The organism is Fibrobacter sp. UWH4 (assembly GCF_900142475.1).
Classification (GTDB): Bacteria; Fibrobacterota; Fibrobacteria; order Fibrobacterales; family Fibrobacteraceae; genus Fibrobacter.
In genome coordinates this window covers 226362-252802 of the sequence record NZ_FRAY01000004.1, presented here as the reverse complement: position 1 = coordinate 252802, position 26441 = coordinate 226362, and the positions used below count along the sequence as shown (strand labels likewise).

Here is a 26441-nt window from a genome sequence, read left to right as displayed (position 1 = left end):
CTTTTTTTGTTTTTTGAGGATAGATTTGCTTAGAGGTTGCCAAAAAAATGGAGTTTATATGGGTATTGGTTTAAAAACATCGACAATTTTTGCTGGAGCAGTCCTGGCTTTTGGTCTTGCGTCGCCCTCTTTCGCGGCGACCCGCCAAATGGAAAAACTTTCGCGTGGCCTTGCTGTAGCGAATACGGGCAAGGGAATGCTTGTGAGTTGGCGCCTCTTGGGTACCGAGAATCCGGACACGGAATTCAACCTTTATCGCGACGGAACGAAAATTGCGTCCATCAGTAAGACTGCTGGCACGAACTACCTGGATGCTGACGGCAAGACGACTTCCAAGTACACGGTCGCTGCCGTGGTGAACGGCAAGGAGGGCAAGGCGGAAGGCGCACTTATCGTGTTGGACCAGAACAGCAAGGGGTTCCCGTACAAGACCATCAAGGGTCTCAATGTACCTAAGAACCAGACGATGCCGGACGGTTCTACATGCAGCTACAGCCCCAACGACATGAGCGTGGGTGACCTGGATGGCGATGGCGAACTGGATTTGGTTCTCAAATGGGATCCGAACAATTCCAAGGACAATTCCCAGTCGGGTTACACGGGTACCGTGTTTATTGACGGCTTGAAGATGGACGGGACCCTCCTGTGGCGTATCGACCTCGGCAAGAATATCCGTGCTGGCGCCCATTACACGCAGTTCATGGTCTATGACCTGGATGGTGACGGAATTGCCGAAATCGTGATGAAAACTTCGGATGGAACGGTCGATGGCAAGGGCAAGGTCATTGGCGACGGTTCCAAGGATTACCGGACCTCTTCGGGAACCATTATGTCGGGTAACGAGTACCTGACGGTGTTCAAGGGAAATACCGGCGAGGCTGTCCATACGATTAACTACTGGCCCGCCCGTGGAAAGATTTCGGGGGATACCTACGGCAACCGTGACAACCGCATGCTGGCGGCGATTGCCTACCTCGACGGGGTTCACCCGAGTGTGATTATGAGCCGCGGTTACTATACCGAATTCTTTGTGGCCGCCTATGACTTTGACGGCAAGGAACTCAAGACTCGCTGGCAGCACAGTTCCGACAAAGCTGGCCAAGGACTTTACGGCGAAGGCAACCACAACCTTTCCGTGGGTGACCTGGATGGCGACGGTTTTGACGAAATCGTCATGGGCTCTGCGGCACTCAAGCACGACGGAACCCTCCTTTACCGTACCGGGTTTGGCCATGGCGATGCCATGCACCTGTCCGACATGGATCCCGACAAGCCGGGATTGGAAGTGTACGACGTTCACGAAGAAACTTCCAACAAGTACAGCGAAGAATTCCGGGACAAGGATGGCAATGTGGTGTGGGGAACATTGCAAAGTACGTTGAAATGTAAGGATAAAAACGGAAACGAACATGTTGGCTGCGACAATGGCCGAGGTCTTGCTGCTGATATCGATTCCACGAATCGTGGCTTTGAAATGTGGTCGGGAACCAGCGGAGGAATCCGAACGGTAACTGGAACGACGCTTTCGGCTACGACTCCTTCGGTCAATTTCCGCATTTACTTTGATGGTGACTTACAGGATGAACTGCTGGATGCTACAGGCAGTGGCGGCAGCGGAGGAAAGATTGAAAAGTGGAATTCTGGCAAGAAGACGGTCGATCGCTACTTCAGCTTCTATGAAGTGAATAGTTCGACTCTGAACAACTCCACTAAGGCGAATCCCTGTATTGTGGCCGACCTGTTCGGCGACTGGCGCGAAGAATTCATTGCGCGTTCCAGCACGGATCCTTCGACGATTACGATTTTCCAGACTCCCGTGACGACTCCGCACAGGCTCTACACGCTGATGCACGACCCGCAATACCGCGTGAGTGTCGCTTGGCAGAATGTTGCCTATAACCAGCCGCCCCACGTGAGCTACTACCTGCCCGACATGGTGAAAAACCTGAAGAAACCCGACATTTACATGCTTGGTACCGAAGGTGTCGCGGGCCTCGCTCCTTCTATTTCGAAGGTGGGCGATGGGCTTGAAAACCAGGGAATCCTGCTAGGTAATGCAATCGAGAGCTTCGGCTACAAGTTTATCGGCTGCGATGGCGTGAAGGTGACTGGACTCCCGAAGGGCGTGACCGCGAAGGTAGAGGGTTCGACCGTGACCATTTCGGGAACTCCGACGGAAGCGGGCGTATTTGCCTACACCGTTGTAACCGAAGGTGGTGAGGGTGATGCCGCGTCTGCGAAGGGTGTGCTCTCTGTTGCCGCTCCGGGAAATGCTGAAGAGGTTGCGACGAAGAAGGAGGCCTCCAAGGTCGATGCTTCTACGCCGGATGCGGGAATCGGCTGGTCCGAGACGACCAATACGGGCTTTGTCGAGAAGGGATACTTCAACTTTGACAACTCCACCGCAAGCTACGGAACGTGGAACCTGTATTCCGAACATACTGCTTCTACCACCATCAGCATCCGCTTTGCAAATGGTGGCAGTGCCGCACGCGATATGGAACTTGTGGTGAACGGAGTCAAGGTAGGGACAGTCTCTATGGATGCGACCGGCGGCTGGACGACTTGGCTTACGACCGATGCGAAGATTGATTTGGCGAAGGGACTCAATACGATTACGCTCAAGTCGACGACTGCCGATGGTGGCGCGAATGTGGATATGTTCTACTTCGATATCGAAGGCGTGAGCGCCTATGCGGGCCAGGTTGACGAGCAGACCACGATAAAGCCTGTTGCAGCTTCTGTGCGAGGAATGGTGTTCAATCCCTCGACGGGTGTGTTGTACACCCCGAAAGCAGGCCTTGCTGAAATTTACTTCTACGACATGTCCGGTGCGATGCGCCTGGGTATCTCGAAGAATGTTTCTGCGGGATCGACAGCGATGGCACTCGACCAAGAACAGCTCCCGAAGGGAATGTACTTGGTGAAGGTTAAACTTAACGGAAAGGCTGTTTTCGCAAAGAAATTTGCGAAGCAATAAAACACCTCACTGCCTAGCCCTGGTCTTTCGAGTGTTGAACTGGGGCTAGGCAATTTAGGGTCTTGGTTATGAAGATGTTTAATAAAATTTGGCAGTCTGCCGTAATCGCCTCGATGGTCGTGGCTCCGCTCACATGGTCGGCGGTGACCATTTATATGTGTGGCGACTCCACCATGCAGGATTGGAACGAGGGCTACTATCCCAAGCAGGGAATGGGCCAGGATTTTGGCTATTTCTTTGATGCCAATGCAATTTCGGTCTACAACGCTGGCCGCGGAGGCACAACCTCGCAAACTTATTACGATGGCCATTGGAAAGTTGATTTCAAGAAGAATGGTGTGACATATCCTGCTGTGTCTGGCCTAGTCCGGAAAGGGGACTATGTGTTCATCATGTTTGGTGCAAATGACAATGGATACAAAACGGGGGAGGCAAATTTCAAGAAGAGCATAGGTGGAATGGTTACGGAATCGAGGGCCAAGGGCGCAATCCCGATTCTACTCGCTCCGATTCGCCGTTCTAGCTTTACCAACAAGGATTCTATATATGAATCCTACCATGCATACCCAATCTATATGCGGCAGGTAGCGGATTCCTTGAAGGTCCCCTTGATTGATTTGGATACCCTTTCTAGGAATTATCTAATCTCTACGGGTGAACTTTATGCCCATCGTTTTGTCAATATGTTCATCAATGATGGCGAGTATTCAACGAGTGGCGCGCAGACAGATAACCAGCATTTGCAGCAGATGGGCGCAAATGACATGGCGCGTATGGTGACAGAGCAGATGCGTATTCATACTGATGCGGATGTCAAAGCTTTGGCGAACTATTTGGCGCCCATGTATCAGGTTGATGTCAAGGTTAGCCCGGCGGGAAGCGATTCTGCGACTACGTTGAGTGCTTATTATCCGCAGGGCATGAAGGTTACTCTCAAGACGATTCCCAAGGCAGGGAAAAAGTTCGTGGGGTGGTTTGATGGCAATGGAAACAAGGTGAGCGGCAATGCGGTAACCCAGATCCGCTCCAATTACATGTATTCCTTTGCGATGGGAAATAAATCTACGCAATATACGGCTGTGTATGAAGGCGGATCCGCTATTAAATACACGGGCGATGGTTCTGCGCGGAAGACTTTCCCGACGGATGTTCCAAAGTGTATTGGAGGTTGCTCGGGGAATGTATCCAGTTCTTCGATAACACCGACTTCGTCAAGTTCTTTCGATGACGAAAGTTCGTCGTCTCACGTAAGTCTCGACATTAAGAGATATTTTGATGCTCATGCACCTGATGAAGGTGTAGGCTTTTCAGAAAATAACCATGAAAATTATACGGGTGAAGGTTTTTTCAACTTTGCAAACGAGATGAATTCCTATGCCAATTATAAAATGGTTTTCCCGAAGGCCTCACGAGTGACGATGGCGATTCGCTATTCTTTTGCAGGAAATGCGGATAGGATGGTGAATGTTTATTTGGATCATGATTACTATGTGTTCTTTGAACCGACGGGTAGCTGGGATGAATGGGATACAGCCTATGTTGATATTGATTTGCTGAGTGGTGAAAATACGCTTCAGTTTATTTCGATGTCGAATGATGGAGGTCCTAATATTGATGCCTTTGGCTTTAGCATCAATGGCGTTTGCCGTGTTGGAGAAGAGTGCCCCGAAGTTAATGACTCGACCGATACTTCGAAAACGGCTATTAAGAACGAAATCTGTTTGGGTCGTTTCGGCTTGCAGGGAGAAACCTTGCGCCTGTCCGGTACGGAACGCGCCCATGTGAATGTGTTCGACTTGCGTGGCCGTTTGGTGGCAAAGCGAATCGTCGAAAACGCTTCTGAAGTTTCGCTTACGACTATGGTGAAGTCTGCCGGACTCTACCGCGTTGTGGTGCGCCAGGGTAGTGAAAAGTTTAACGCAAACTGGGTCAAGGTTAAATAGGATACAAAGTGTCATCCTGAGCGCAGAACCGAAGGTTCGTAGTCGAAGGATCTAAGGAACTCTTTTTATGAGATCTTTCGACTTCGCTAAAGCTTCGCTCAAGATGACGCAAGGAGTGGCTGGAAAAATGAAATCGTTGTTCAAACTTCTCATCGCTGCTGCCGTGTTCGCGGGCGTCGCCGTGAGCGATTCCACGAGTTTCAAGGTTCACGTGATTGGCGACTCTACGGTCTGTAACTACAAGGACAATGCTTACCCGCAAACAGGTTGGGGACAGATTCTGGGGAGTTTCTTTGACGGTTCCCGCGTCCAGGTGGTGAACTACGCTATCGGTGGTCGCAGCTCCAAGACGTTCGTGCAGGAAGGTCGCCTAGACGAAGTGAAGAAGAATCTCCAGAAGGGCGATGTCATGATGGTCCAGTTTGGACATAATGATCGCTATTTTGGGAGCAAGGCTCGCGAGGTTCCCTTTGATTCGCTTGGCTACTGGCTGCAGCAATATGCTGATGTGGCTAAAGGTGCGGGCGTTACTTTGGTGTACGTGACCCCGATGAACATGAACATGGGGGTGAATGGCCGCAATGTGTTTACGGAATACAATGTTGTCGGCAAAATGGAGGAACTTGCCAAGAAAAACGGCGCCGTCTACGTGAATCTGAACGCAAAATCCTACAATGCCTACAGCAAAAGCTGGGACCCGGCGTATGTTTCCCGTTACCAGTTCAAGATGTTCCTGGCTGGAGAATACCCGAATTACAAGGATGGTGTCACCAACGATGGGACGACGCACTTCCAGGAATCGGGTTCCATTGCGCATTGCCAGTGGATTGCCGAGGAACTTGAAAGCGCCCTGAAAAATGAATCGTACATTTCTGCCGATAACAAGGCGAATTTGACACAGCTTGTGTCTGCCCTCAAGCCGCGTTATGCCTTTACGGTTAAGGCGAATGTTTCGAACAGCAAGGGGCTCATTACGCATAACCAGCAACTCCCCGGCGGCGCTCCGCTTACTTTGCATGTAAGCCCCGGCAGCTTTGGCAAAAAGTTCGTTGGCTGGTACGATGACGACTGCAATAAGCTTTCGGCCGATTCGAACTATTACGGCAAAAAGACCCTCTACCGCGCGGCAACCTATACGGCTGTCTTTGACGGTGGTCCCGCCTGTCAGCCGACTTCGCACGGTGAAGAAGGCTCCGGTGACAATCCGACTTCTTCTAGTTCCGAGGGACCGGAATCTTCGGCCTCTATTGACACGGCGCTCTGTTTTGCGGGTGTTGCCGACGAAGCCTGGCCTTCTCCGATAGACATGGCTAGCCCCGAAGCGGGGGATGGTTGGACCGAGGCGAATCATGAAGGCTTTACGGGCCAGGGCTTCTTTAACTTTGACAACTCCGCCTACAGCACGGCTACTTACAATGTGACTTCGGACCAGTCTGCATCGAACGCCCGCGTGATGATCCGTTATTCGTTCCAGGGAAATACGGATCGCGATATGAAGCTGACTGTCGATAATGGTGAGTACGATGTGACATTCAAGTCTACCGGAAGCTGGGACAAGTGGGATACCGCTTACGTCGAGGACGTGTGGGTGGATGCTCTTGACTTTAAGGTGAAACTGGCTTCTGCTTCGGCAGACGGCGGCCCGAATATCGACATGATTGCCTTCGATATCAAGGGCGTTTACCGTACCGGTTGCAGTCCTGCAAAGGTAAAAGGCGGTGTGGAATCATCTTCTTCGGAAAGTGGCGAAACGATCGCTTTCGACAATCGCACTGTTGCAGGATTCCTTTTTGATGCGACTCACAAGACCGTGACGACTTCTGGAGGCTTGCTCAAGGTTCAAATAACGGATGCCTTGGGAAAGATGGTTGCCCAGGAGATGCGTCAGGTTGCTCCGGGAACGGTTTCCCTGCTGCAAAAAGACGCAAGGATGCCGAATGGACGCTATTTTGTGCGGGTGCAACTGGATGGTCGAGTCGTAATGTCTTCTTTTTTGTATATTAAGTGAAAAATGGAGGCTTTATGAAGCTTTTTAAGTTGACTGCATCTGTGTGCGCTCTGGCCGCCGCTGTTTCTTTTACCGCTTGTGATGATTCTTCTTCGGCATCCGATGAAGGCAAGGGCTCTTATGATTGCTCTGTCAAGGATGGCGTAAAGGTCGCTTATCCGAAGGGTGGCGAAACTTTTAAGATTGGTGACACTGTTACTGTTGTTTATGGTGCTGACGTTGAAGATTCGGGATACCGTATCCTTCTTAAGACGGATGAAGATGATGCCGGTATGGATATGCTGGATGAGTCTCTTGATCCTGCCCATCTGGATGGAAAAACTTGCAACGAACAGAAAGTCGTTGTGAAAATGGATTTTCTGCCAGATAGCGTCGAATTGCCTCTCTTGAAGGCTTTGATTCGCGTCTCTCCTTATAACAAGACTGCCAAGGGTGCAAACTCCGGTTCCTTCAAGTTGACCGAGTAATTGAACGCGACTCTTGAATTTGAAGATTCTTCAATCACCGTAGCCCTTGTGGGTTGCGGTGGTTTTATTGGTAGCCACCTGTTGCGGGCAATCTTTGAACGAACCCGCTGGCGTGTTTTCGGCGTAGACCTGGATTCGTACCGCATTCAGGAGCATTTGGCTAATCCAAGGTTTGAATTTTTATGTGCAGACCTTGCGGATCCCGAGGTGGTGAAGCGTATTGCGCAGTATCCGGTAGTGGTGAATTTGGCGGCTATCTGTACACCAGGGCGATATATGGCCGAAGCGGCTGAGGTGATTCGTAGCAATTATGACCATCCGCGTGCCTTGGCTGATGCTTGTGCCAAGAGCGGAAGCTGGCTGATTCATTTTTCCACTTCTGAAATTTACGGTAAGACGGCTGCGAATTCCGGTGCGCTCGTAGAAGATGAATCCGAAATTGTGCTTGGACCTGTTACCGCTAGCCGATGGAGTTATGCGACTGCAAAACTCTTGACCGAACGCTACTTGGCGGGGCTTGCCGACTTGAGTTGGACGGTAGTTCGCCCGTTCAATTTCGTGGGGCCTTTCATGGATTTTATGCCGGGGGTCGATGGCGAGGGAATTCCGCGGGTGCTCGCGAATTTCTCGACGGAGCTTGTACGCGGCGAAACACTTAAGCTTGTAAATGGCGGGGTCGCGAAACGTTGCTTTACCTCGGTGCACGATGCGGTGGACTTTATGTTCTGCGTGTTTGCGGCGGGTTGCGATTCAGAACGTTGCGAAAGAGTTCTTTCGCAGGCTTTCAATGTCGGTAATGCGACGAACGAAGTAACCGTTGAAGAACTTGCGCAGCTGATGCGTTCGGTGTATGCCAATCTTAAGGGAATTCCCGAAAGTGCTGTGCCTGGAGTCGAAACGGTCTCGGGCGAAGATTATTACGGCAAGGGTTACGATGATTCCTTGCGTCGCCTGCCTTCTGTCGAAAAAGCAGAACGCCTTGTTGGCTTTAAGGCAAAAATTCCGCTGAAAGAAGCTCTTGAAGAGTCGCTCCGGTGGTTCATTGGTCATTATGCCCTTTGATTATTTTATTTTCATTCCCGCCTATAACGTTGCGACGACCCTTGCGCTTGTCCTGCAAAAGATTTCAGACGAAGTTTGGAACCGTTCGATTGTTTTGGTCATTGACGACGGTTCCGCCGACGATACGCGCGGTTCCTTTGAAAATTTTGTGGAGGCTCTCAACGGCGAATCCGCTGGCGTCCAGAAAAAAAAGCACCTTCGCTATATGCGGTTTGAACAAAATAACGGCTACGGTGCTGTGGTCAAGAAAGGAATTTCCGAAGGGCTCCGTTCCGGTGCAAAATGTGTTGCCTGCTTGCATGGCGATGGCCAGTATCCGGCCGAACAGTTGGATGAGTTCTTTAAGTATATGGAATCGCAAGAGAAAATGGCAACAGAGTCAACGAAAAAACTTGCGTTGGTGCAGGGATCGCGCCATCTGATTCGAGGCGGAGCCAAGGCGGGTAAAATGCCCCTGTACAAGCGAATGGGCGGAAAAATCCTGACCGCAGTTGAAAATCTTGCCTTCAAACAGAAGTTGACGGATCGTCACAGTGGATTTATCGTTTATTCCTCGGAATTCTTGAAGACCCTCAATCTTGCAAAACTGAGCCCGAGTTTTGATATTGATCTCGAAATGATTTCGATTGCCGATGCACGAGGCTTTAAACTTGCGGAACTCCCGATTCCAACTCGTTATGCCGGTGAAAAGTCTAATCTGAACGTGGTTACTTACGGCTTACGCGTTTTACGACAGGTTGTCCGCCGTATTGTTGCTTGATTTTTTCCCTATTTTTAATATATATTTAAAGCATGGTTAAAGATTTAATTCATGCTTTGAATGGGGTGCTGCTCGGAAAGTCCGAGACGGTGGAGCTTTTGGTGATGGCGCTGTTGGCGGACGGCCACGTGCTGGTAGAAGATGTTCCCGGCACAGGTAAGACGACGCTTTCGAAGGCGCTTGCCGCGGCGATTGGCGCGGACTTTGCGCGAATCCAGTTTACGCCGGATTTATTGCCTGCCGATGTGACGGGCGGTGCGGTATTCAAGGCGAATACGGGCGAATTTGAAATCAAGAAGGGCCCTGTGTTTACGCAGGTGCTTTTGGCCGACGAAATCAACCGAGCCTCGCCGCGTACGCAGAGTGCGCTCTTGGAAGCGATGGAAGAGCGCCAGGTGTCGCTGGAAGGCGAACGGTACAAGTTGCCGGAACTTTTTATGGTGCTTGCGACAGAGAACCCGGTGGAATTCCACGGCGTGTTCCCGCTGCCCGAAGCGCAGATGGACCGCTTTATGGTGCGTATTTCCGTGGGTTATCCGAGTGCGGAGACGGAACTTGAAATTTTGCGAGCGCATCGTACAAGTCGCCCGATTGATACTTTGAAGGCGGTAACGAATCCCGAAGAAATTTTGAAGGCCCGTGCCACGGTGCGCGGCATTCATATTGATGAATCGTTGGAGCGCTATGTGATTTCACTGGTGCAGGCGACGCGTAACGACGGCAGCGTACGTCTGGCGGCTAGCCCGCGTGCTGGATTGAATCTGGTGCGTATGGCGCAGGCGTGTGCGTATGTGAATGACCGCGACTTTGTGAATTCCGATGACATTCAGCGTGTGTTTTTCCCGGTGATGGAGCACCGCGTGTTCGCCAAGGACAGCGGCGACCCCGACGCCAGCAAAAAGATTTTGCAGGGAATATTAAAGCAGGTGAACGTACCCAAATAAAAACAATGTGTAATGTGTGGTGTGTAATGACTAATCATTTCACATCCCACACCTTACATCTCAAAGGCGCATTGCGCCGACCTCAAACCTCATACCTCGTACCTCACATCCCTACTTCCAACAATGTCCTTCTTCCACTGGTTTATTCGTTCTATTCCGCGGGCCCCGAAAAAATCGGGACTCCTGATGGCGGTATACTTCTGGTGGCTTGACTATTTTACTCCGGCAGGTCGCGCCTTTGCCTCGCTTTTTTTGCTGGCGATGTTTGCAGGCGCAGTGCCTGGATTCTGGGCGGCGTGGATTTTTGCAGGAATTGTTTTTCTGCTGTTCCTGGGGCTTGTCTTTAGCCTGTTCGTGACGGCGAAGCGGAGCAAGATCTGGATTGAAAGCGTTTCGGTGAATCGTGTGCGCGAAGGCGAAACAGCTACGGTAACGGCTTTTGTGGCGGTGCGCTCGACGATTGACTGCGTGACTTTGGGAGCGAACCGTTTGCCGCCCTCGCTTACAGGCTTTGAATCGGACCGCGCAAAGATTAAGAAGGGCGAGCCGCCGCGCAAGATGGAATGCCAAGTGCGTACAACGCGCCGCGGCTCCTTTATGCTGAATAAGGTCTCGGCGAATGTGCCCGAAATCATGGGACTTTTGCGCTGGCCTTATGGCTTTAACGGCTCGGTGGAATTGCTGGTGTACCCGCGTGCACTCAAGGTGCAAGATTTCCCGTTCCTCACTCAAGGCGCTTCGGGCATGGCGTTTGCGCCGTTTTTGATGCCGAGTCTTACCCGCGGCATGAATTTTATAGGCGTGCGGCCTTACCGCGAAGGCGATTCCCTGCGCGACTTGCACCATAAGGCTTTTGCCCGCTACGGAAAGCCTTTCACCAAGGAATTCGAGGTCGAACGCGGTGCGGGTGTGATTCTGCTGTTGGATACGGCGACACCGAATTTCAAGTCGCGGCAATACTTGGAGCAGGCGATTCGCATGACGGCGGCGGTGGGCGAGTGGCTTTTGGATCGCGAAATTCTCGGAAGATTTTTTATTGACAGCGAAGAAATTGCGCTGGATGGCGGTAGCGAAAGCCGCAAGAATTTGCTGGATGCCTTGGCGAGAATTCCGCCGGCATCGCTTGCGCATGCAAAACTGCCGGTACCTTGGGCACCTGCGGCGCGCCCGATGGATCCGGTACTTCGCATCGGACTTTACGAAAACGAAGAACCGCTTGTGAATAAGCATATCGTGGTCGGAAAATATCCGGCTTCGACGGAAGATAAATTGCTGGTGGTATCGCCTGAAGAATTGGATGGCCTTGAACGCGGGGTGGTGACTTTATGATGGCTAGCGAAAAAGTTGACATCCGCTACGCCTTCAAGGTGTTATTCCTTTGCCTTGCCTCGGTGAATCTGGGGCATACGTTTGACTTTTTGTGGCTTGGACTTTTATTTGCAATTTACTTTGCGGTCGTTGGCGTGTTGAATGCGACGCGCCGCCGCGAATTTGCGAAGCGCCCGCGTTACAATAAGATTCTCGCTTACGGCGCGATTGTACCGCTAGCGCTTTTCTGGGTGATGACTCCGTCCGTTGAAAACGGCGTGTCGCCATATCTGATATTCTTGCCGGGAATTTACTTGCTGTATTTGGCGGCTTTGCAGGAACGGAGCCGCGGAAACGGCGGCTTTGAGGTTTTTGTCGCCTTCGATGGCGTGGGCGCGTTACTCTTTGGAATGTACATGGTGCCGCACGGCTGGGGCTTTGTGGGGTTTGTCGGATTCTTGCTGGCTCTTTGCGCCTATAGCCGCCGCGGTACAGCGCCCTACAAGTACGGGCTCTTTTTGCTCGTGATAGCGGCCCTTGGCGCCATCTCCTACGGTGGTTGGCAATACTGGAAAACGCAGCGTTACCGTTATGGCGCGCAGATGGCCGAAAACTATTACCAGCGCGAACGAATGATGGGCTTTGATCCGGTCGCGGCGTTGGGAAGCTTCGGGAGCAATTACAATTCCCGCTACAATAGCCAGGTGGTATTGCGCGTGTGGGATAAGCAACCGTCGCGTTACTTTAAGGCGGCCAGCTACGAAAAGTATGTGGCGGGCATTTGGAAGTTGCCGACAAAATTTGCGAAACGCCTTTATCCGGCTTATTACCAGGTGGACTATGCGGTATTTGAAACCGCGGATTCGCTGACGAAGGCCGATTCATTGCGCGATGTAGAACAAATCTGGGTGCAATCGACGCTCAATAACTTTGGCTTTGTGTTTGCGCCGTACGGTGCCGTGGGCTTTGCGGCGAAAGATGTGGATTCGCTGACCTATTACGCGGGCGGCATGGTGCAGGGCTTGGACGGAAACGGAAAACGTTCTGACTGGCATTATTTCAAGTGCAAGCCTGTCTCGGCCGAAATTGTGCCGGAGGCATGCTCGTTGCCGGATTCTCTGATGGCACCGAGTGAAGGTGATTTGCTGGTGGGCGAGCGGTACTTGCCGCTGATTGATACCGTGATTGCGGCGATGGGATTGCGCGACTCTGCGGCGGTGGATTCTGCAGCACTTGCAAAATCGATGCCGGACGCGCTGGTGTTGCAGAAAATGTTGGCTTATTACCTCGCAAATTTCACCTACTCGCTCTCGGTGCCGGGAATTACGCGCTGGAATGGGGCGAAGAATGAGCCGTTAGCTGTTTTCTGGCGTGAAAAGCAGGGCTTCTGCGAATACTATGCGACGCTTTCGACGCTGGTGCTTCGCCGCCTGGGAATTCCCTCGCGGTATGTGACGGGCTTTGCAAATCCTGAAGTGGTCGAGGGGCTGCCTTATAGTATTTTCCGGCGCAAGCATTCGCATGCATGGGTCGAAGCTTTTGTGGATAACCGCTGGGTGATCTTCGACCCGACGCCTCCCATTTTGCCGCAGTTTGCGGATGCACCCAGCTGGTGGAGCGTCAAATGGGAGGGCGTGCGCGGGCGCCTAGCCCGCGTGATGCATGCCCTTAAAGAAGGCGAGTGGCGTCGAGTCGTCGATAGTTGGCAGAATCAGTCGACCGCTCTCTTGGAAAGCCCGATTCTGTATGCGGTGCTTGTTGTACTAGTCGCTGCCTTTGTTGGCAGGAAACTCTATATATTATATAGACAAAGCGAAAAAAAACGGAGCTTTGTTTCGCCGCGGGCCGTCCTCTGGGTCAAGCGCCTTGACCGGTGCGAAAAGGAACTTGCCAAGGTGGGGTTCCGTCGTGAAACAGGCGAAACCGTTGGCTGTTTTCTGCGGCAACTCGATGCTGAAATTGCGAAACTTGACGCTCCACAGGATTCCTCGAAATCTACCCCGAACCGTCGAAAAATAATCCGTAAAGCGCTAGAGTTTCTCCGCGACTACGAAATGCAGAGATGGCGTGTTTGACGATGCTTTTACACTTTTCGCTTTCTTTGTTCAAAGGTTTTCACTTTTTTACATTAATCTTACGCATTCATCGGCAAAAAATGAAAATTCGTCGTTTTTTTTGAAAAATTTGCGTTTTTTTTGAACTTTTTGCCAAAATTACTTGTATATTAGTATCAAAAAATCCGAAAGGGGTCTTTTGACCCCTAAATCTGTTATTGGAGATATATATGGCAGAAGACTTGCAATACCTTATGGAACGCATCCAGAAAGATGCTGTCGATAAAGCAGAAAACGAGGCGGCGGCGATCATTGCCAAGGCCAAGGAAAAGGCGGCCGATATCGTGAAGGCTGCCGAGGCCGAAGCGTCCGCCCGTCTGGAAAAGGCCGACAAGGACGCCGAAGCGTTCACGGAACGTAGCGAACGCACCCTGGAACAGTCCGCCCGCGACCTTTTGCTTTCGGTAGGCAAGAATCTCGAAAAGATGATTATGGACCTTTTGAACCTCCAGGTGGAAAAGTCCCTGGACGAATCCACTGTCAAGAGCATGCTCCTCACGGTAGCTAAGTCCTATACCTCCGACATCGAGGTGGATTTCTCCGAAGCCGATGCCAAGAAGCTTACATCCTTTGTGATGGGCGAGTTTGCCAAGCAGCTTTCCGCCGGCGTGAAGGTCGAAAGCGACAAGGGTGTCAAGTTCGGCTTCCGCATCAAGCTCGATGGCGGCAAGGTCACCCACGAATTTACAGAAGCTGCAATGGCCGACGCTCTTTCGGCCCTGCTCCGTCCGCAACTTGCCAGAGTGGTAAACGCTGCCGCACAGGCGAAGTAACGCGGGTACTTGATGAGCAGTCCTTCTTACTTGATGGCATCTCTTCCGATGATTGAGTTCGGCGATCCAGCCCCGCTCAGTATGGAAGATTTTCGCCACCGCTGCATCGGCGTGCTGTCCGAGCCGGAACTTGCGGCTCTGGACGCGCTTCTGGATGACGGTGAATGCGAAGAGTGCGACGACGAGTTCGTGCGCGCCTACAAGGCCCACGAAATCCAGATGAAGAACGTTTCGGGCAGGCTCCGTGCAAGCGCATGGGGGCCCGATATCCGTTTTACGGAAAAGTCCTTCCCGGGTTACGATGTCGCCTTTGCCAAGATGATTCAAGATGCGTTTGCCAAGTCGAATCCTATGGAAAAAGAGCAGGATATCGACAAGGCCCGTTTCTGGCTTGTGGACTCGCTTGCAGGTGTGGGCGAGGGTACCGTCAAGCATGTTTACGCTTATGCGATCAAACTGAAGATTTGTGAACGTTGGGCGCGCCTCTCCGAACAAGCGGGCGACGCTGCCGTGTTGAATGTTATTAATGCAAACGATCCTGCGTACGCCCCTGCGGCGGCACAGGAATGACCGGAGGTCCATTTTCAATGGCTAGTATCGGAAAAATCATCGGCGTCAACGGTAACCTGATTCGCGTCAAGTTCGAAAGCGCCGTGTCCCAGAACGAAGTGGCGTATGCCAAGCTTACTCAGAAAAACAAGGACGGCAAGTCCGAAGTTATCCCCCTCAAGAGCGAAGTCATCCGTATCCGCGGTGACTACGCCGAACTCCAGGTGTTCGAAGACACCACGGGTTTAAAGACGGGTGACGAGGTGGAATTCACCGGCGAACTTTTGTCCGTAGAACTTGGCCCCGGCCTTTTGACCCAGGTGTTTGACGGTCTGCAGAACCCGCTCCCGAAGCTTGCCGAAGAATGCGGCTTCTTCCTGCAGCGCGGTAAGTACTTGAAGGCGCTCCCCCGCGACAAGAAGTGGGCGTTTACCCCGGTCGCGAAGGCGGGCGATGTGGTGGTCGCGGGCGATACGCTCGGCACCGTGCCCGAAGGCGTGTTCACGCACCGCATCATGGTGCCGTTCCGCCTGCTCGGCAAGTGGACCGTGGAATCGGTCTCTGCCGCTGGCGAACATGTGGTTGAAGATGTGGTCGCCAAGCTCAAGAACGACAAGGGCGAAACCCAGGACGTGACCATGGTGCAGACCTGGCCGGTGAAGATGCCGATCAAGGCCTACGAAGAACGCCTGCGCCCGAGCAAGCCTCTGACCATGCAGCAGCGCATTATCGATACGTTCTTCCCCGTGATGCAGGGCGGTACGTTCTGTACGCCGGGCCCCTTCGGTGCCGGTAAGACCGTGCTTCAGCAGCTCATGAGCCGCTACGCCGACGTGGATATCGTGATCTTGGCCGCTTGCGGTGAACGTGCAGGTGAAGTGGTGGAAACCCTCCGCGAATTCCCTGAACTGATTGACCCGCGTACCGGCAAGTCCCTGATGGAACGTACGCTGATTATTTGTAACACGTCTTCGATGCCGGTGGCTGCCCGTGAAGCTTCCGTTTATACGGGCGTGACTCTCGCCGAATACTACCGCCAAATGGGCCTGAACGTGCTCCTCTTGGCTGACTCGACTTCCCGTTGGGCACAGGCCTTGCGTGAAATGAGCGGCCGCTTGGAAGAAATTCCGGGCGAAGAAGCCTTCCCGGCCTACCTCGAATCCGTGATTGCCGCCTTCTATGAACGCGGTGGCGTGGTTCGCCTCAAGGACGGCTCTACCGGTTCCGTGACGATTTGCGGTTCCGTGTCGCCTGCAGGTGGTAACTTCGAAGAACCGGTGACCCAGGCAACCCTGAAGGTGGTGGGCGCATTCCTCGGCCTTAGCCGTGAACGTTCCGACCAGCGCCGCTTCCCGGCAATCCACCCGCTGGATTCCTGGTCCAAGTACGAAGGCATCATCGACAGCAAGAAGGTTGCCGAAGCCCGTCACATCCTCGCAAACGGCGTGGACGTGAACAACATGATGAAGGTGGTGGGCGAAGAAGGTACCTCGATCGACGACTTCGTGATTTACCTGAAGTCCGAATACCTCGATGCCGTTTACCTGCAGCAGGACGCCTACAACGAAATCGACGCCGCCTGCTCCGCTGAACGTCAGAAGTACGTGTTCGACAAGGTTTACACCATCCTCAAGACCCCGATGAAGTTCAGCGAAAAGGACGTCGCCCGTACGTTCTTCCTCAAGCTCACTCAGTCGACGAAGGACTGGAACCGCGTCAAGTTCGATTCCCAGGAATTCAAGGACCTTGAACAAAGTATTTTCGCTTCCGTGAAGGAGGTTTCCGCTAATGCATAATGTGGCATACCATCGTATTGAACGCATCGCCGGTTCCGTGATTACGCTCCGTGCCGAAGGTGTAGCAAACCAGGAACTTGCCCAGGTGACAAGCTCGTTCGGAACATCCCTTGCCCGCGTGATCCGTATTGACGGCGACATGGTGGACTTGCAGGTGTTCGCAGGTGCCCGCGGTATTTCCACCGACTCCGAAGTTCGCTTCTTGGGCGAACCGATGAAGGTTCCGTACAGCGAAGCCTTGCTTGGCCGCGTGTTTAACGGTGCCGGCAAGCCCCGCGACAACGGTCCCGAAGTGGATGGCGAACGCATTACTATCGGCGGTCCTTCCGTGAACCCCGCCAAGCGTATCATCCCGAAGACGATGGTGCGTACGGGTATCCCGATGATCGACGTGTTCAACACGCTCGTCGTTTCCCAGAAGCTCCCGATTTTCTCTATCGCCGGTGAACCGTATAACGAACTCTTGGCCCGCATCGCCTTGCAGGCCGAAGTGGACGTGATTATCCTCGGCGGTATGGGCCTGAAGCACGATGACTACCTGTACCTGAAGGACTTCCTCGAAAAGAACGGTGCTTTGAGCCGTACGGTGATGTTCATGCACACCGCCTCTGACCCGATTGTGGAATGCTTGCTCGTGCCGGATGCATCCCTTGCCGTGGCTGAAAAGTTTGCTACCGAAGGCAAGAACGTGCTCGTGCTCCTTACCGACATGACGAACTTTGCCGACGCCATGAAGGAAATCGCCATTACGATGGAACAGATTCCGTCGAACCGCGGTTACCCTGGCGACCTTTACTCTCAGCTGGCCAGCCGTTACGAAAAGGCCGTGGACTTCAGCGATGCCGGTTCCATTACCATTCTCGCCGTGACCACCATGCCTGGCGACGACGTGACCCACCCGGTTCCGGATAACACCGGTTACATTACCGAAGGTCAGTTCTACCTGCGTAAGGGCCGTATTGAACCGTTCGGTTCTTTGAGCCGTTTGAAGCAGCAGGTGAACGGCAAGACCCGTAGCGACCACCGTACCATCATGAACACCATGATCCAGCTGTACGCAAGCTACAAGGAAACTTTGGAAAAGCAGTCCATGGGCTTCAACATGAGTAACTGGGACCAGAAACTGCTGAAATACGGTGCCCGTTTCGAGAAGGAAATGATGGACCTCTCCGTGAACATTCCTCTTGAAAAGGCATTGGACCTTGGCTGGGAAATCCTTGCCGACTGCTTCGCTCCTGAAGAAACCGGTATTCCGACCAAGATGATCAACGAATATTGGCCCAAGAAGGGGTAATATGGCGAAGGTCAAGTTAACAAAGAACGCCCTCAAGGCGGAACGTGACGCGTTGAAGCGCTTCCAGCGCTATCTGCCCACGTTGCTGTTGAAAAAGCAGCAGCTGCAGATGGAAATGCGCACGATCCAGGAGAGGGTGATGGCTAAGCGAGAAGAGGAGGACAAGCTCCGCAAGAGCATGGCTTCCTGGATTTCGCTGTTTGCCGAACCCATCGAATGGTCAAAGTACCTGTCGGTGAAGGAAGTGCGCCAGGGTGAAGGAAACATCGCCGGCGTGAAGATTCCGACATACGACGGGGTAGATTTTAATATCTCGATTCCGGATTTCTTTACCACGCCCGTGTGGCTGGACGACGGTATCAGAAGCCTCCAGGGCCTGATTTCGCTGCGTCTCGAACGCCGCGTGCTCGAGCGTCAATACGAACTCCTCTCGAAGGAACTGCGTACCACGAGCCAGCGCGTGAACCTGTTCGAAAAGGTGAAGATTCCCGAGGCGAAGGAAAATATCCGCGTCATCAACATCTTCCTGGGCGACCAGCAGACCAGCGGCGTTGCCCGCAGCAAGCTTGCCAAGGGTAAGGCTACCGCCCGTACCGCTGCCCAGGATGCACTCGCGAAGGAGGCCGCCGCATGATTACTCCTATGAAGAAAGTGACGGTGCTGACGGTTGCAGGTGCGGTTGAAGAGACGCTCCAGGCGCTCCGTACGCTTGAAATTTTGCACCTCACGCCCCTCAAGGCGGCTGCAGGCGCCAAGCTGAACCATGCCCGCGGTGAAGTAAACCGCGTGCAGAAGGCCTTGGAAGTGGTGCCCGAGAAGGCCCCGAAGGGTGTGACTCCTGTGAAGGAAGCCGCTCCGGCTGCAAGCCTTATCGATGAAATCCAGCAACTGGTTGCCGAAAGCAAGCAGGCGGAAATCGACAAGGAACAGGCCGAAGAGGAACTCACCAAACTTTCCATGTTCAAGAACCTGGACCCCGCAACGGCAGCAGCACTCGCGGCGAAGGGTATCTATGTCAAACTGTACCAGCTCCATGACGGTAAAATCCCGTTCGAACTCGATGGCGAAGGTTCTATCGAGGAATTCGGCCAGGATGAAAACGGCAAGTATGTAGCTGTGGTGAGCAGGGGAGATGCCCCTGTGGCCGTGAAGGGAAACTTCACGGAACTCTCGATGCCGCCCAAATCCCTTGCCGAATACCGCGAAATGGAAGCGAAAGCCAAGGAAACGCTTGCCCGCGTCGAGAAACGCCTGGGTGAACTTTCGGGTGCCCGCGAATCTATCGAGGACAAGCTTCTCGAAGTGGGTGACGACTACCGCATGGTCGAAGCCGAAGCCTCGATGGTGGGCGACAAGAACGTCGCCGCCGTGCAGGGCTTCTGCCCTGCGCCTCGCGTGGGCGAACTCGAGAAGGCCGCCCGCGAGCACGGCTGGGGCCTCCTGGTGGACGACCCAGCCGACGGCGACGATATTCCGACGCTGCTTACCTACAGCAAGCTCAGCCGTCCCATGCAGTTTCTGTACGATATCATCGGCATTTCGCCGGGGTACAAGGAAGTGGACGTGTCGGCCGTGTTCCTTTGCTTCTTCAGCATCTTCTTTGCGATGATCGTGGGCGACTCGGCTTACGGCCTGTTGTTCCTCGGTCTGGCACTCTTTGCCCGCTCCAAGATGCCGAAAGCGAACCCTGCTGGTTTCCACTTTATCTACCTCATGAGCATCGCCACCATCGTGTGGGGTGTCATCAACGCAAGCTTCTTGGGGCTTAGCCCAGCGCTTGCGGGGTGGACGTATTACCTGGACATCACCAACTACGGCTGGTTGCCTGAACCGCTGAAGAACGCGATGCTCTGGATCCGCACCAGCGCCCCGACTGACCCGGCGAAGTTCGAAGCCTACAAGGCTTTCGCCCAGTCGATTACGATTCTGCCCGAAAGCTTCGTGCCGAAGGCAGCGGGTGCCTCCCAGATGCAGCATATCCAGCTGTTCTGCTTCTGCATCGCCGTGGTCCACCTGAGTATTGCCCATATCTGGAACGTGTGCGTGCGCATCAAGCGCAAGGACTCCACGTTCATGGCGCAGGTGGGCTGGCTCATCGGCTGCTGGGTGATGTTCTTCCTGGCCTGCCAGATGGTGCTCGGTATCGACATGCCGAAGTTCGTCATCCCGATGTTCATCGTGGAAGCGGTACTCCTGGTGCTCTTTACGGTGCCGCCCAAGAGGCTCAAGCAGGACTTCATCAGCATCCCGATGCTCGTGCTCGACGTGGTGAACAGCTTTACCGACGTGATCAGTTACATCCGTCTGTTTGCCGTGGGCATGTCCGGTGCGGCCATCGCCGAGGCGTTCAACGACATGCTTTCGCCGCTGTTCGGCTCCGCTGTCGGTATCGCCGGGGCTGCCTTCCTGCTGCTGTTTGTGCATGGCCTGAACATCGCACTTGCGGTCATGGGCGTCGCCGTCCACGCCGTACGTCTTAACACACTCGAATTTTCAAATGGACTTGGCCAGGAATGGAGCGGATTCGCGTTCGCGCCCTTCGCCAAGCAGAAAAATTAAACCAAGGGATGATTCCCGCTACTTAATGAGGAAAAAACAATGGAACCGAATACAATGGTTACTCTCGCTAAAATGGGTGCTGCTGCCGCTCTCGGCATTTCGGCAATGGGCTCCGCCCTTGGTTGCGGAACGGCTGGTATGTCCGCCATCACCATGTGGAAGAAGGCTTATGCCCAGGGCAAGTCTGCTCTCTTCACACTCTTGGTGTTCGTGGGTGCCCCGATTTCCCAGACGATTTACGGCATGCTCTTGATGAACTTCATCCTGAGCAAGGCTGCTGAATCCGGCTTTACCAACTGGGGCGGCTGCCTCGGCGCCGGTATCTTCGGCGGTCTCGGCATGATGGCTTCTGCCTGGTACCAGGGCAAGTCCGCGGCCGTGGCCTGCGACGCCCTCGGTGAAACCGGCAAGGGCATGGTGAACTACCTGATGGTGCTCGGTATCGTGGAAACCGTGGCCCTGTTCGTTCTCGTGTTCTCCATGATGGTGCTTTAATCCAGCGAGGTAACACGTATGGATCAAGCTCAACTTTTAACGCTCGCGAAACTCGGCGCGGTGGCGGCCCTGGGCCTTGCCGCGGTGGGTTCTGCGCTGGGCTGCGGGACTGCCGGCATGGCGGCCATCGGGGCCTGGAAGAAGGCGTATCTCAAGGGTAAGAACGCGCTGTTTACGCTGCTCATCTTCGTGGGCGCGCCGATTGCGCAGACAATCTACGGAATGCTCCTGATGATGTACATCCTGAACAAGTCCCAGGCGGCTCCGGCCAACTGGGCGGCATACCTGGGTGTCGGTATCTTCGGTGGCATCGGCATGATGGCCTCTGCCTGGTACGTGGGCAAGTCCGCTGCGGACGCCTGCAACGCCCTCGGCGAAACCGGCAAGGGCCTGGTGAACTACCTCATGGTGCTCGGCGTCGGCGAAACCGTCGCACTGTTCGTCATGGTGTTCTCCATGATGCTCGTGTCGTAGGACAAAGTGTCATCCTGAGCCCCGGAACAAGTCCGGGGTAAACTCAGTCGAAGGATCTCCTAAACAATGAAAATAGCGGGGCTATGCCCCGTTATTTTTTTATAATTATATCTAATTATGAACTACCTTGCGCTTGATTATGGTGAACACCGCGTCGGGGTCGCTTTTGCCGATTCCGAGTTCCGTATGGCTTTTTCGCGAGAAACGATTGACCAGAAGACGACAAACCTGTTTGTTCGCCTGGATGAGTTGGTGAAAATCAATAAGGTTGACGCTTTTGTGGTGGGAATGCCGTATCACCCCGATGGCCGTAAAGACGGCAAGAACGTGGTGGTGGAGAAGTTCATCGAAGACTTGAAAACGCGTTTTCCGGGCATGCCTGTGTACACGCAGGACGAATCGTATTCCAGCGTGCAGGCGCAAGAAAAAACCTCTTACTTTAGCAAGAAGAAAAAGCAAAAGAATAAGGCGGTCATTGACCAGTTGGCCGCTGCGATTATTTTACAACGATGGCTTGATGAACAAGCTTAGAGATTTCTCTAAGCTCTAAGTTCTTCCAACTAAGTTCTATTTGTATTTCTTGATAATCACGACGCCGTTATGGCCGCCGAACCCAAGTGAGGCGGACGCGGCGACGTCGATGTTGCCTTCGACGCCTTTGTTCGGAACGTAATCGAGGTCGCATTCCGGATCCGGAGTCTCGTAGTTGATGGTGGCGGGGTAGAACGAGTCGCGAATCGCAAGAGTCGAGACGATGGCCTCGCACACACCGGCGGCACCGACGCAGTGGCCTGTCATGCTTTTGGTGCTGGACACCTTGATCTTGTAGGCGTGATCACCGAGGGCGACCTTGAGCATAGCGGTTTCGGTGGCGTCGTTCAAGTGCGTCGAGGTTCCATGGGCATTGTAGTAGTCGATGTCGGTCGGGGCAATGCCTGCATCCTTGATGGCGCGGGTGAGAGCCTTCGCGCAGGTTTCTCCACCCGGGCGCGGGCTTGTGATGTGGTAAGCGTCGGCAGAAGCACCGTAGCCGGCGAGCTCGGCGTAAATCTTAGCGCCGCGGGCTTTGGCATGTTCCAATTCTTCGAGAATCATCACTGCACCGCCTTCACCCATCACAAAACCGGAGCGGTTCAAGTCGAACGGGCGGCTGGCCTTTTCGGGACAATCGTTGAATTTGTCTGTAAGGGCGTGCATGCCGGCAAAGCTCTTGATGCTGTAGTCGGTAATGCCGCTTTCGGAACCACCGGCAAGGCAGATGTCCAGGCGACCCGAGCGGATGGCGTCGAGGGCGACACCGATGGCGTCGGTGCCCGAGGCACAGGCGGTGCAGACCGTGTGGGCCTGACCCGTGATGCCGAGGGCGATAGACACATTTGCGCCTGCTTCGTTCGGAATCAGCTGCGGCATGGCGAGGGGCGAAACCTTGCGCTTGCCGCCATTCATATACTGCGTGTAGGTGGAATCGATAATGTCCATACCGCCGAGGCCCGTACCAGCGACAATACCCGTGGTATCCTGGGCTAAGTCTTCGGGCGTAAGGCTTGCGTCTTTGACCGCTTCTTTGGAGGCGGCGAGCAGGAATTGCGTGAAGCGGGCCATGCGGCGGGCTTCCTTGGGGTCGATATCGTGTTCTTCGGGCTTAAAGTCCTTGACCTCGGCCGCAATCTTTACCGGACAGCTGCTTGCGTCAAAAAGGGTGATGGGGCCGACTCCGCACTTGCCTTCGCGAATGGCAGCCCAAAAATCGTTAATGTTCTTGCCAATGGGAGTCACGGCTCCCATACCTGTGATTACTACGCGTCTTTTAGTCATGGCTGGGAATATAGAAAAAAATCACTGCCGCACAAAAGATGGTTTCTTGTTTTATTTATACTTACTTGTATAGTTTTGCTGCGATTTTAATTATGTTTTTTGTTGTCTTGCCCCGTCCTGACAATTTCCAGGTTTGTGCCGAGAGACGAAATCGACAAATTGCATTTAAGTAACAAATTTAAGGGGATTAGGCCTTTTTGGGGATGATTTTTTAGATAAAGTCGAAAAAAACATCGGAAAAATCATTTTTTTTAGCTTATTTGAAAAAAAAAGGTTATTTTATAAATGTTAAGTAAAATTAACCTAAGAAAGGAGGGAATTATGAAAACGATGCAAAAATTGCTCGTTGGAGCGGTGATTGTCGGTGTCGGGATGCTGATGTCGTGTTCCGAAAAAAAGAAATCGGATTTCGATTTTCCGACAGATAAAATTGACAAAAAGGTAATCGGTCGTTGGGTGATGACTGATATAGATGGGAAGGCTTTGCCGACAAATGGTAAGGAGGCGTTCACCATTTATTCGGCCCAGAAGGGTTTTCAGAGCGCAGCCTTTGGCAATAAGATATGGCTGAACAAGGCTGAATTTAAACTCGAAATAGAAGAAAATGTTCTCTTCTGGAGCGTACAACCCAACGAAAATGTGCAGAGTTTCCACAGACATGCAATCAATTTTGTCAATGACAACGAATTGGACGCGACATCTCATGCCATCGTTATCGACAATGGCGATACAATCAAAAATGTTGGACCCATCAGAACGCGGTTCACTCGTGTGACGGATGATTTTGCCAAAGAAATTATCGGAACATGGGAAGGTAAGTTGATTGTAGAACAAGATGAACCGGCCGAAATGGAAAAAGCTGCCGAGAACAAAAAAGCCAGAAAGGGCAAAAAGGACAAGATTGTTGAAGATGTGCAACCGGTTAATATCGAAGAACTGCATCGTTGGCAGTACAATACCGATGGTACTTTTGCCCATTACCTGAAAACCGGCGAAAATTGGGAGCTTACGTCGAATGCGGTTTCGGAGTATTTTGTCTATGGAAAACTGCTTTGCTCTCGCTGGGCCGATTCCACGGGTGGCGATTCTGAATGTTGGGATATCGAAATCAAGGATGATGCGATGAAATGGGCCGCTCTTCGCTTGAATGAGGATGGCTCTCTGTATGCGACATCGCTAGACTTGACAAGGGTCCCAAATGAGGTTTCGGCTGAAGTACCGAAAGAAGCTTCAGAGGATACTCCGGTCGAGAATCCGGCAGAACAGTAGCTGTATGAAATTGAAAGCCCCCAGCTTTTATGCTGGGGACTTTTCATTATAGACCTTTCGGCTAGTTTCGGACTGTTTTGCGAGTCATTCAGGAGGACGCGCTTTCGTCGGTCTTGGACTGTTCCGTGTTGGCGGTGTCCTTGGCGGCGTTAGCAGCGTTAGCGTCTTCCTTATCCTTGTCGCGGATTGAGGCGCGGCGGATTTTTCCGCTGATGGTCTTCGGCAGCTCCGACACAAAGTCGATGATACGCGGGCTCTTGTAAGAGGCGGCCACGTTCTTTGCGAACAGCTGGATTTCCTTCGCGAGTTCCTTGGAGGCTTCGTAGCCCTTCTGGAGCACGACGGTTGCCTTCACGGCCTGTCCGCGGGACTTGTCTTCGACGCCAGTCACAGCTACTTCCAAGACGGCCGGGTGCTTGTGGAGCACTTCTTCGACTTCGAAGGGGCTGATGCGGTAGCCGGAACTCTTGATCAAGTCGTCGGTACGGCCCACGAACCAGAAGAAACCGTCCTTGTCGCGGGTAGCGGTGTCACCGGTATGGTAAACGCCGCCCTCGAATACTTTCTGGGTGCGTTCTTCGTCGCGGTAGTAGCCGCCGAACATGCCGAAGGGCTTGCCTTCGTCAATCTTGATGATGATTTCGCCGACTTCGTCGGGACCGCAGCTCTTGCCGTCGGCATCTACGACATCCATACGGTAGCCGGGGGAGGGCTTGCCCATAGAACCCGGGCGCGGTTCCATCCATTCGAAGTTGCCCGCCGTAAGCGTCAGTTCGGTCTGGCCGTAGCCTTCGTGCAGGCGGAGCCCCGTCTTTTCGAAGAACTTCTTGTAAATGTCGAGGTTCAAAGCCTCGCCTGCGGTGGTGCAGTACTTGAGGCTAGAAAGGTCGTACTTTTCGACGCCGTGCTGCAGTATGTAGCGGTAAACGGTCGGCGGCGCACAGAAGGTGGTCACCTTGTATTCCTGCATCTTTTCGAGCAGCTTGCCAGGAATGAACACGTTCATGTCGTAGGTGAATACGGCAGAGCCTGCAATCCACTGGCCGTAAATTTTGCCCCAGAGCGCCTTGGCCCAGCCGGTTTCGGCAACGGTCAGGTGGCGGCCTCCGTCAATCACGTTCTGCCAGTACTTGGCGGTCACAATGTGGCCGAGTGGGTAGCTGAAGGTGTGGGCGACCATTTTCGGGTTGCTGCTGGTGCCGCTGGTAAAGTAGACGATCATGATGTCGTCGTTGTGCGTGGCGGCATCGCCTGTGGGGCGCGGGAAACTCGGCGGGCAGATTTCGTAGTCGTCGTAGAAGCTAATCCAGTTCTGACGGGACTGTCCGATGGTCACGAGCGTTTCGACAATGTGCGTGTGTTCGCAGGCGGTGTCGATTTCCTTTTGGAGTGCCGGATCGTCATAAGAGACGACCATCTTGATGTCGGCGGCCTTAAAGCGGTATTCCAGGTCTTCGGCGGCGAGCATGTTCGTTGCCGGAATGGCAATGGCACCAATGCGGTGGAGCGCCAAGAGGAAGAACCAGAATTCGTAGCGACGGCGCAAAATCAGCATCACGCGGTCGCCTTTCTTGATTCCCTTTTCTATCAAAAAGTTCGCGGTACGCTGCGAGGCGATCGAAAGGTCCTTGAAGGTAAAAATATGGCTTTCGTCGTTGTCATCGCACCAGACTAAAGCTTCACGCTTGGGTTCGGTCTTCGCGTATTCGTCGACCACGTCGTAGGCGAAGTTAAAGTCATCGGGAATATTGAGCTTAAAGTTTTCGTAGAGATCCTCGTAAGAGGAGTACTCGGTTCGTGTTAGGAATCTATTGAGTATCATTTGTGTCTC

At 53.1% G+C, this 26441-nt stretch carries 21 protein-coding genes; 19 read left to right on the top strand and 2 right to left on the bottom strand.

Translation table 11 applies throughout. The annotated features are described in order from the left end of the window. Positions 1-58: 58 nt before the first annotated feature. The 18 genes from BUA93_RS09050 (at position 59) to ruvX (ending at position 22057) form a co-directional block, all read left to right on the top strand. A complete protein-coding gene (locus BUA93_RS09050; RefSeq protein ID WP_072978833.1) occupies positions 59-2980 on the top strand; it encodes a rhamnogalacturonan lyase family protein in 2922 nt (973 codons plus the stop codon). Positions 2981-3048: 68 nt separating this feature from the next. Continuing rightward, positions 3049-4923, top strand: a complete 1875-nt coding sequence (locus BUA93_RS09045) for a GDSL-type esterase/lipase family protein (RefSeq protein WP_072978832.1) — start codon at positions 3049-3051, stop codon at positions 4921-4923. 127 nt (positions 4924-5050) lie between these two features. Further along, positions 5051-6931, top strand: coding sequence for an SGNH/GDSL hydrolase family protein (locus BUA93_RS09040; RefSeq protein ID WP_072978831.1), 1881 nt, complete (start codon positions 5051-5053; stop codon positions 6929-6931). 14 nt (positions 6932-6945) lie between these two features. Beyond that, positions 6946-7398: a hypothetical protein gene (locus BUA93_RS09035; protein WP_072978830.1), complete on the top strand. Its 453-nt coding sequence runs from the start codon at positions 6946-6948 to the stop codon at positions 7396-7398. Further along, positions 7399-8460, top strand: coding sequence for an NAD-dependent epimerase/dehydratase family protein (locus tag BUA93_RS09030; RefSeq protein ID WP_072978829.1), 1062 nt, complete (start codon positions 7399-7401; stop codon positions 8458-8460). Continuing rightward, positions 8450-9220: a glycosyltransferase family 2 protein gene (locus tag BUA93_RS09025; RefSeq protein ID WP_072978828.1), complete on the top strand. Its 771-nt coding sequence runs from the start codon at positions 8450-8452 to the stop codon at positions 9218-9220. The genes BUA93_RS09030 and BUA93_RS09025 overlap by 11 nt, the downstream gene beginning before the upstream one ends. A gap of 32 nt (positions 9221-9252) precedes the next feature. Continuing rightward, the gene (locus BUA93_RS09020) at positions 9253-10164 is read left to right on the top strand and encodes an AAA family ATPase (RefSeq protein WP_072978827.1); all 912 of its coding nucleotides are present in this window, start codon (positions 9253-9255) and stop codon (positions 10162-10164) included. Positions 10165-10287: 123 nt separating this feature from the next. Then, the gene (locus tag BUA93_RS09015; protein ID WP_083597285.1) at positions 10288-11493 is read left to right on the top strand and encodes a DUF58 domain-containing protein; all 1206 of its coding nucleotides are present in this window, start codon (positions 10288-10290) and stop codon (positions 11491-11493) included. After that, on the top strand, positions 11490-13547 hold the full coding sequence (locus BUA93_RS09010) for a transglutaminase-like domain-containing protein (RefSeq protein ID WP_254793916.1): 2058 nt from the start codon (positions 11490-11492) through the stop codon (positions 13545-13547). The genes BUA93_RS09015 and BUA93_RS09010 overlap by 4 nt, the downstream gene beginning before the upstream one ends. 209 nt (positions 13548-13756) lie before the next feature. Beyond that, entirely contained in the window at positions 13757-14359 is a 603-nt protein-coding gene (locus BUA93_RS09005) for an ATPase (protein ID WP_072978825.1), read from the top strand. 12 nt (positions 14360-14371) lie between these two features. Then, a complete protein-coding gene (locus tag BUA93_RS09000) occupies positions 14372-14929 on the top strand; it encodes a DUF2764 family protein (protein WP_072812537.1) in 558 nt (185 codons plus the stop codon). A 17-nt stretch (positions 14930-14946) separates the two neighbouring features. Continuing rightward, complete coding sequence (locus BUA93_RS08995) at positions 14947-16704, top strand: V-type ATP synthase subunit A (protein ID WP_072978991.1); 1758 nt, start codon at positions 14947-14949, stop codon at positions 16702-16704. Beyond that, on the top strand, positions 16697-17998 hold the full coding sequence (locus tag BUA93_RS08990; RefSeq protein WP_072978824.1) for a V-type ATP synthase subunit B: 1302 nt from the start codon (positions 16697-16699) through the stop codon (positions 17996-17998). The genes BUA93_RS08995 and BUA93_RS08990 overlap by 8 nt, the downstream gene beginning before the upstream one ends. Position 17999: 1 nt before the next feature. Continuing rightward, the gene (locus BUA93_RS08985) at positions 18000-18632 is read left to right on the top strand and encodes a V-type ATP synthase subunit D (protein ID WP_072978823.1); all 633 of its coding nucleotides are present in this window, start codon (positions 18000-18002) and stop codon (positions 18630-18632) included. Next, positions 18629-20557, top strand: a complete 1929-nt coding sequence (locus BUA93_RS08980; RefSeq protein WP_072978822.1) for a V-type ATP synthase subunit I — start codon at positions 18629-18631, stop codon at positions 20555-20557. Before BUA93_RS08985 ends, BUA93_RS08980 begins: the two co-directional genes overlap by 4 nt. 39 nt (positions 20558-20596) lie before the next feature. Beyond that, positions 20597-21052, top strand: coding sequence for a V-type ATP synthase subunit K (locus BUA93_RS08975; protein WP_083535590.1), 456 nt, complete (start codon positions 20597-20599; stop codon positions 21050-21052). Between the two features lie 18 nt (positions 21053-21070). After that, positions 21071-21526 carry a V-type ATP synthase subunit K gene (locus tag BUA93_RS08970; protein WP_072799628.1) on the top strand — a complete coding sequence of 152 codons (456 nt, stop codon included), beginning with the start codon at positions 21071-21073 and terminating at the stop codon, positions 21524-21526. A 117-nt stretch (positions 21527-21643) separates the two neighbouring features. Then, entirely contained in the window at positions 21644-22057 is a 414-nt protein-coding gene (gene ruvX / locus BUA93_RS08965) for a Holliday junction resolvase RuvX (RefSeq protein WP_072978821.1), read from the top strand. Between the two features lie 36 nt (positions 22058-22093). Here the strand turns inward: ruvX and fabF are convergent, their stop codons facing one another. Then, positions 22094-23341 (bottom strand): beta-ketoacyl-ACP synthase II, encoded by a 1248-nt coding sequence (gene fabF, locus BUA93_RS08960; RefSeq protein ID WP_072978820.1) that lies wholly within the window; start codon positions 23339-23341, stop codon positions 22094-22096. Positions 23342-23662: 321 nt separating this feature from the next. Between fabF and BUA93_RS08955 the strand changes: the two genes are divergently transcribed. Further along, positions 23663-24610, top strand: a complete 948-nt coding sequence (locus tag BUA93_RS08955) for a hypothetical protein (RefSeq protein ID WP_139257917.1) — start codon at positions 23663-23665, stop codon at positions 24608-24610. Between the two features lie 88 nt (positions 24611-24698). On the opposite strand, the gene BUA93_RS08950 is transcribed toward BUA93_RS08955, so the two are convergent. Then, positions 24699-26432, bottom strand: coding sequence for an AMP-binding protein (locus BUA93_RS08950; protein ID WP_072978818.1), 1734 nt, complete (start codon positions 26430-26432; stop codon positions 24699-24701). Between the last annotated feature and the right edge of the window lie 9 nt (positions 26433-26441).

Bases quoted from the DNA above. Each gene is read 5' to 3' on its own strand.
- BUA93_RS08980 (WP_072978822.1), top strand. From the start codon at position 18,629: ATGATTACTCCTATGAAGAAAGTGACGGTGCTGACGGTTGCAGGTGCG.
- fabF (WP_072978820.1), bottom strand. From the start codon at position 23,341: ATGACTAAAAGACGCGTAGTAATCACAGGTATGGGAGCCGTGACTCCC.
- BUA93_RS09050 (WP_072978833.1), top strand. From the start codon at position 59: ATGGGTATTGGTTTAAAAACATCGACAATTTTTGCTGGAGCAGTCCTG.
- BUA93_RS09005 (WP_072978825.1), top strand. From the start codon at position 13,757: ATGGCAGAAGACTTGCAATACCTTATGGAACGCATCCAGAAAGATGCT.
- ruvX (WP_072978821.1), top strand. From the start codon at position 21,644: ATGAACTACCTTGCGCTTGATTATGGTGAACACCGCGTCGGGGTCGCT.
- BUA93_RS08950 (WP_072978818.1), bottom strand. From the start codon at position 26,432: ATGATACTCAATAGATTCCTAACACGAACCGAGTACTCCTCTTACGAG.
- BUA93_RS08990 (WP_072978824.1), top strand. From the start codon at position 16,697: ATGCATAATGTGGCATACCATCGTATTGAACGCATCGCCGGTTCCGTG.
- BUA93_RS08975 (WP_083535590.1), top strand. From the start codon at position 20,597: ATGGAACCGAATACAATGGTTACTCTCGCTAAAATGGGTGCTGCTGCC.
- BUA93_RS09020 (WP_072978827.1), top strand. From the start codon at position 9,253: ATGGTTAAAGATTTAATTCATGCTTTGAATGGGGTGCTGCTCGGAAAG.
- BUA93_RS09045 (WP_072978832.1), top strand. From the start codon at position 3,049: ATGAAGATGTTTAATAAAATTTGGCAGTCTGCCGTAATCGCCTCGATG.
- BUA93_RS09040 (WP_072978831.1), top strand. From the start codon at position 5,051: ATGAAATCGTTGTTCAAACTTCTCATCGCTGCTGCCGTGTTCGCGGGC.
- BUA93_RS09010 (WP_254793916.1), top strand. From the start codon at position 11,490: ATGATGGCTAGCGAAAAAGTTGACATCCGCTACGCCTTCAAGGTGTTA.
- BUA93_RS08955 (WP_139257917.1), top strand. From the start codon at position 23,663: ATGAAAACGATGCAAAAATTGCTCGTTGGAGCGGTGATTGTCGGTGTC.
- BUA93_RS09035 (WP_072978830.1), top strand. From the start codon at position 6,946: ATGAAGCTTTTTAAGTTGACTGCATCTGTGTGCGCTCTGGCCGCCGCT.
- BUA93_RS09015 (WP_083597285.1), top strand. From the start codon at position 10,288: ATGTCCTTCTTCCACTGGTTTATTCGTTCTATTCCGCGGGCCCCGAAA.
- BUA93_RS08985 (WP_072978823.1), top strand. From the start codon at position 18,000: ATGGCGAAGGTCAAGTTAACAAAGAACGCCCTCAAGGCGGAACGTGAC.
- BUA93_RS09025 (WP_072978828.1), top strand. From the start codon at position 8,450: ATGCCCTTTGATTATTTTATTTTCATTCCCGCCTATAACGTTGCGACG.
- BUA93_RS08970 (WP_072799628.1), top strand. From the start codon at position 21,071: ATGGATCAAGCTCAACTTTTAACGCTCGCGAAACTCGGCGCGGTGGCG.
- BUA93_RS09000 (WP_072812537.1), top strand. From the start codon at position 14,372: ATGAGCAGTCCTTCTTACTTGATGGCATCTCTTCCGATGATTGAGTTC.
- BUA93_RS08995 (WP_072978991.1), top strand. From the start codon at position 14,947: ATGGCTAGTATCGGAAAAATCATCGGCGTCAACGGTAACCTGATTCGC.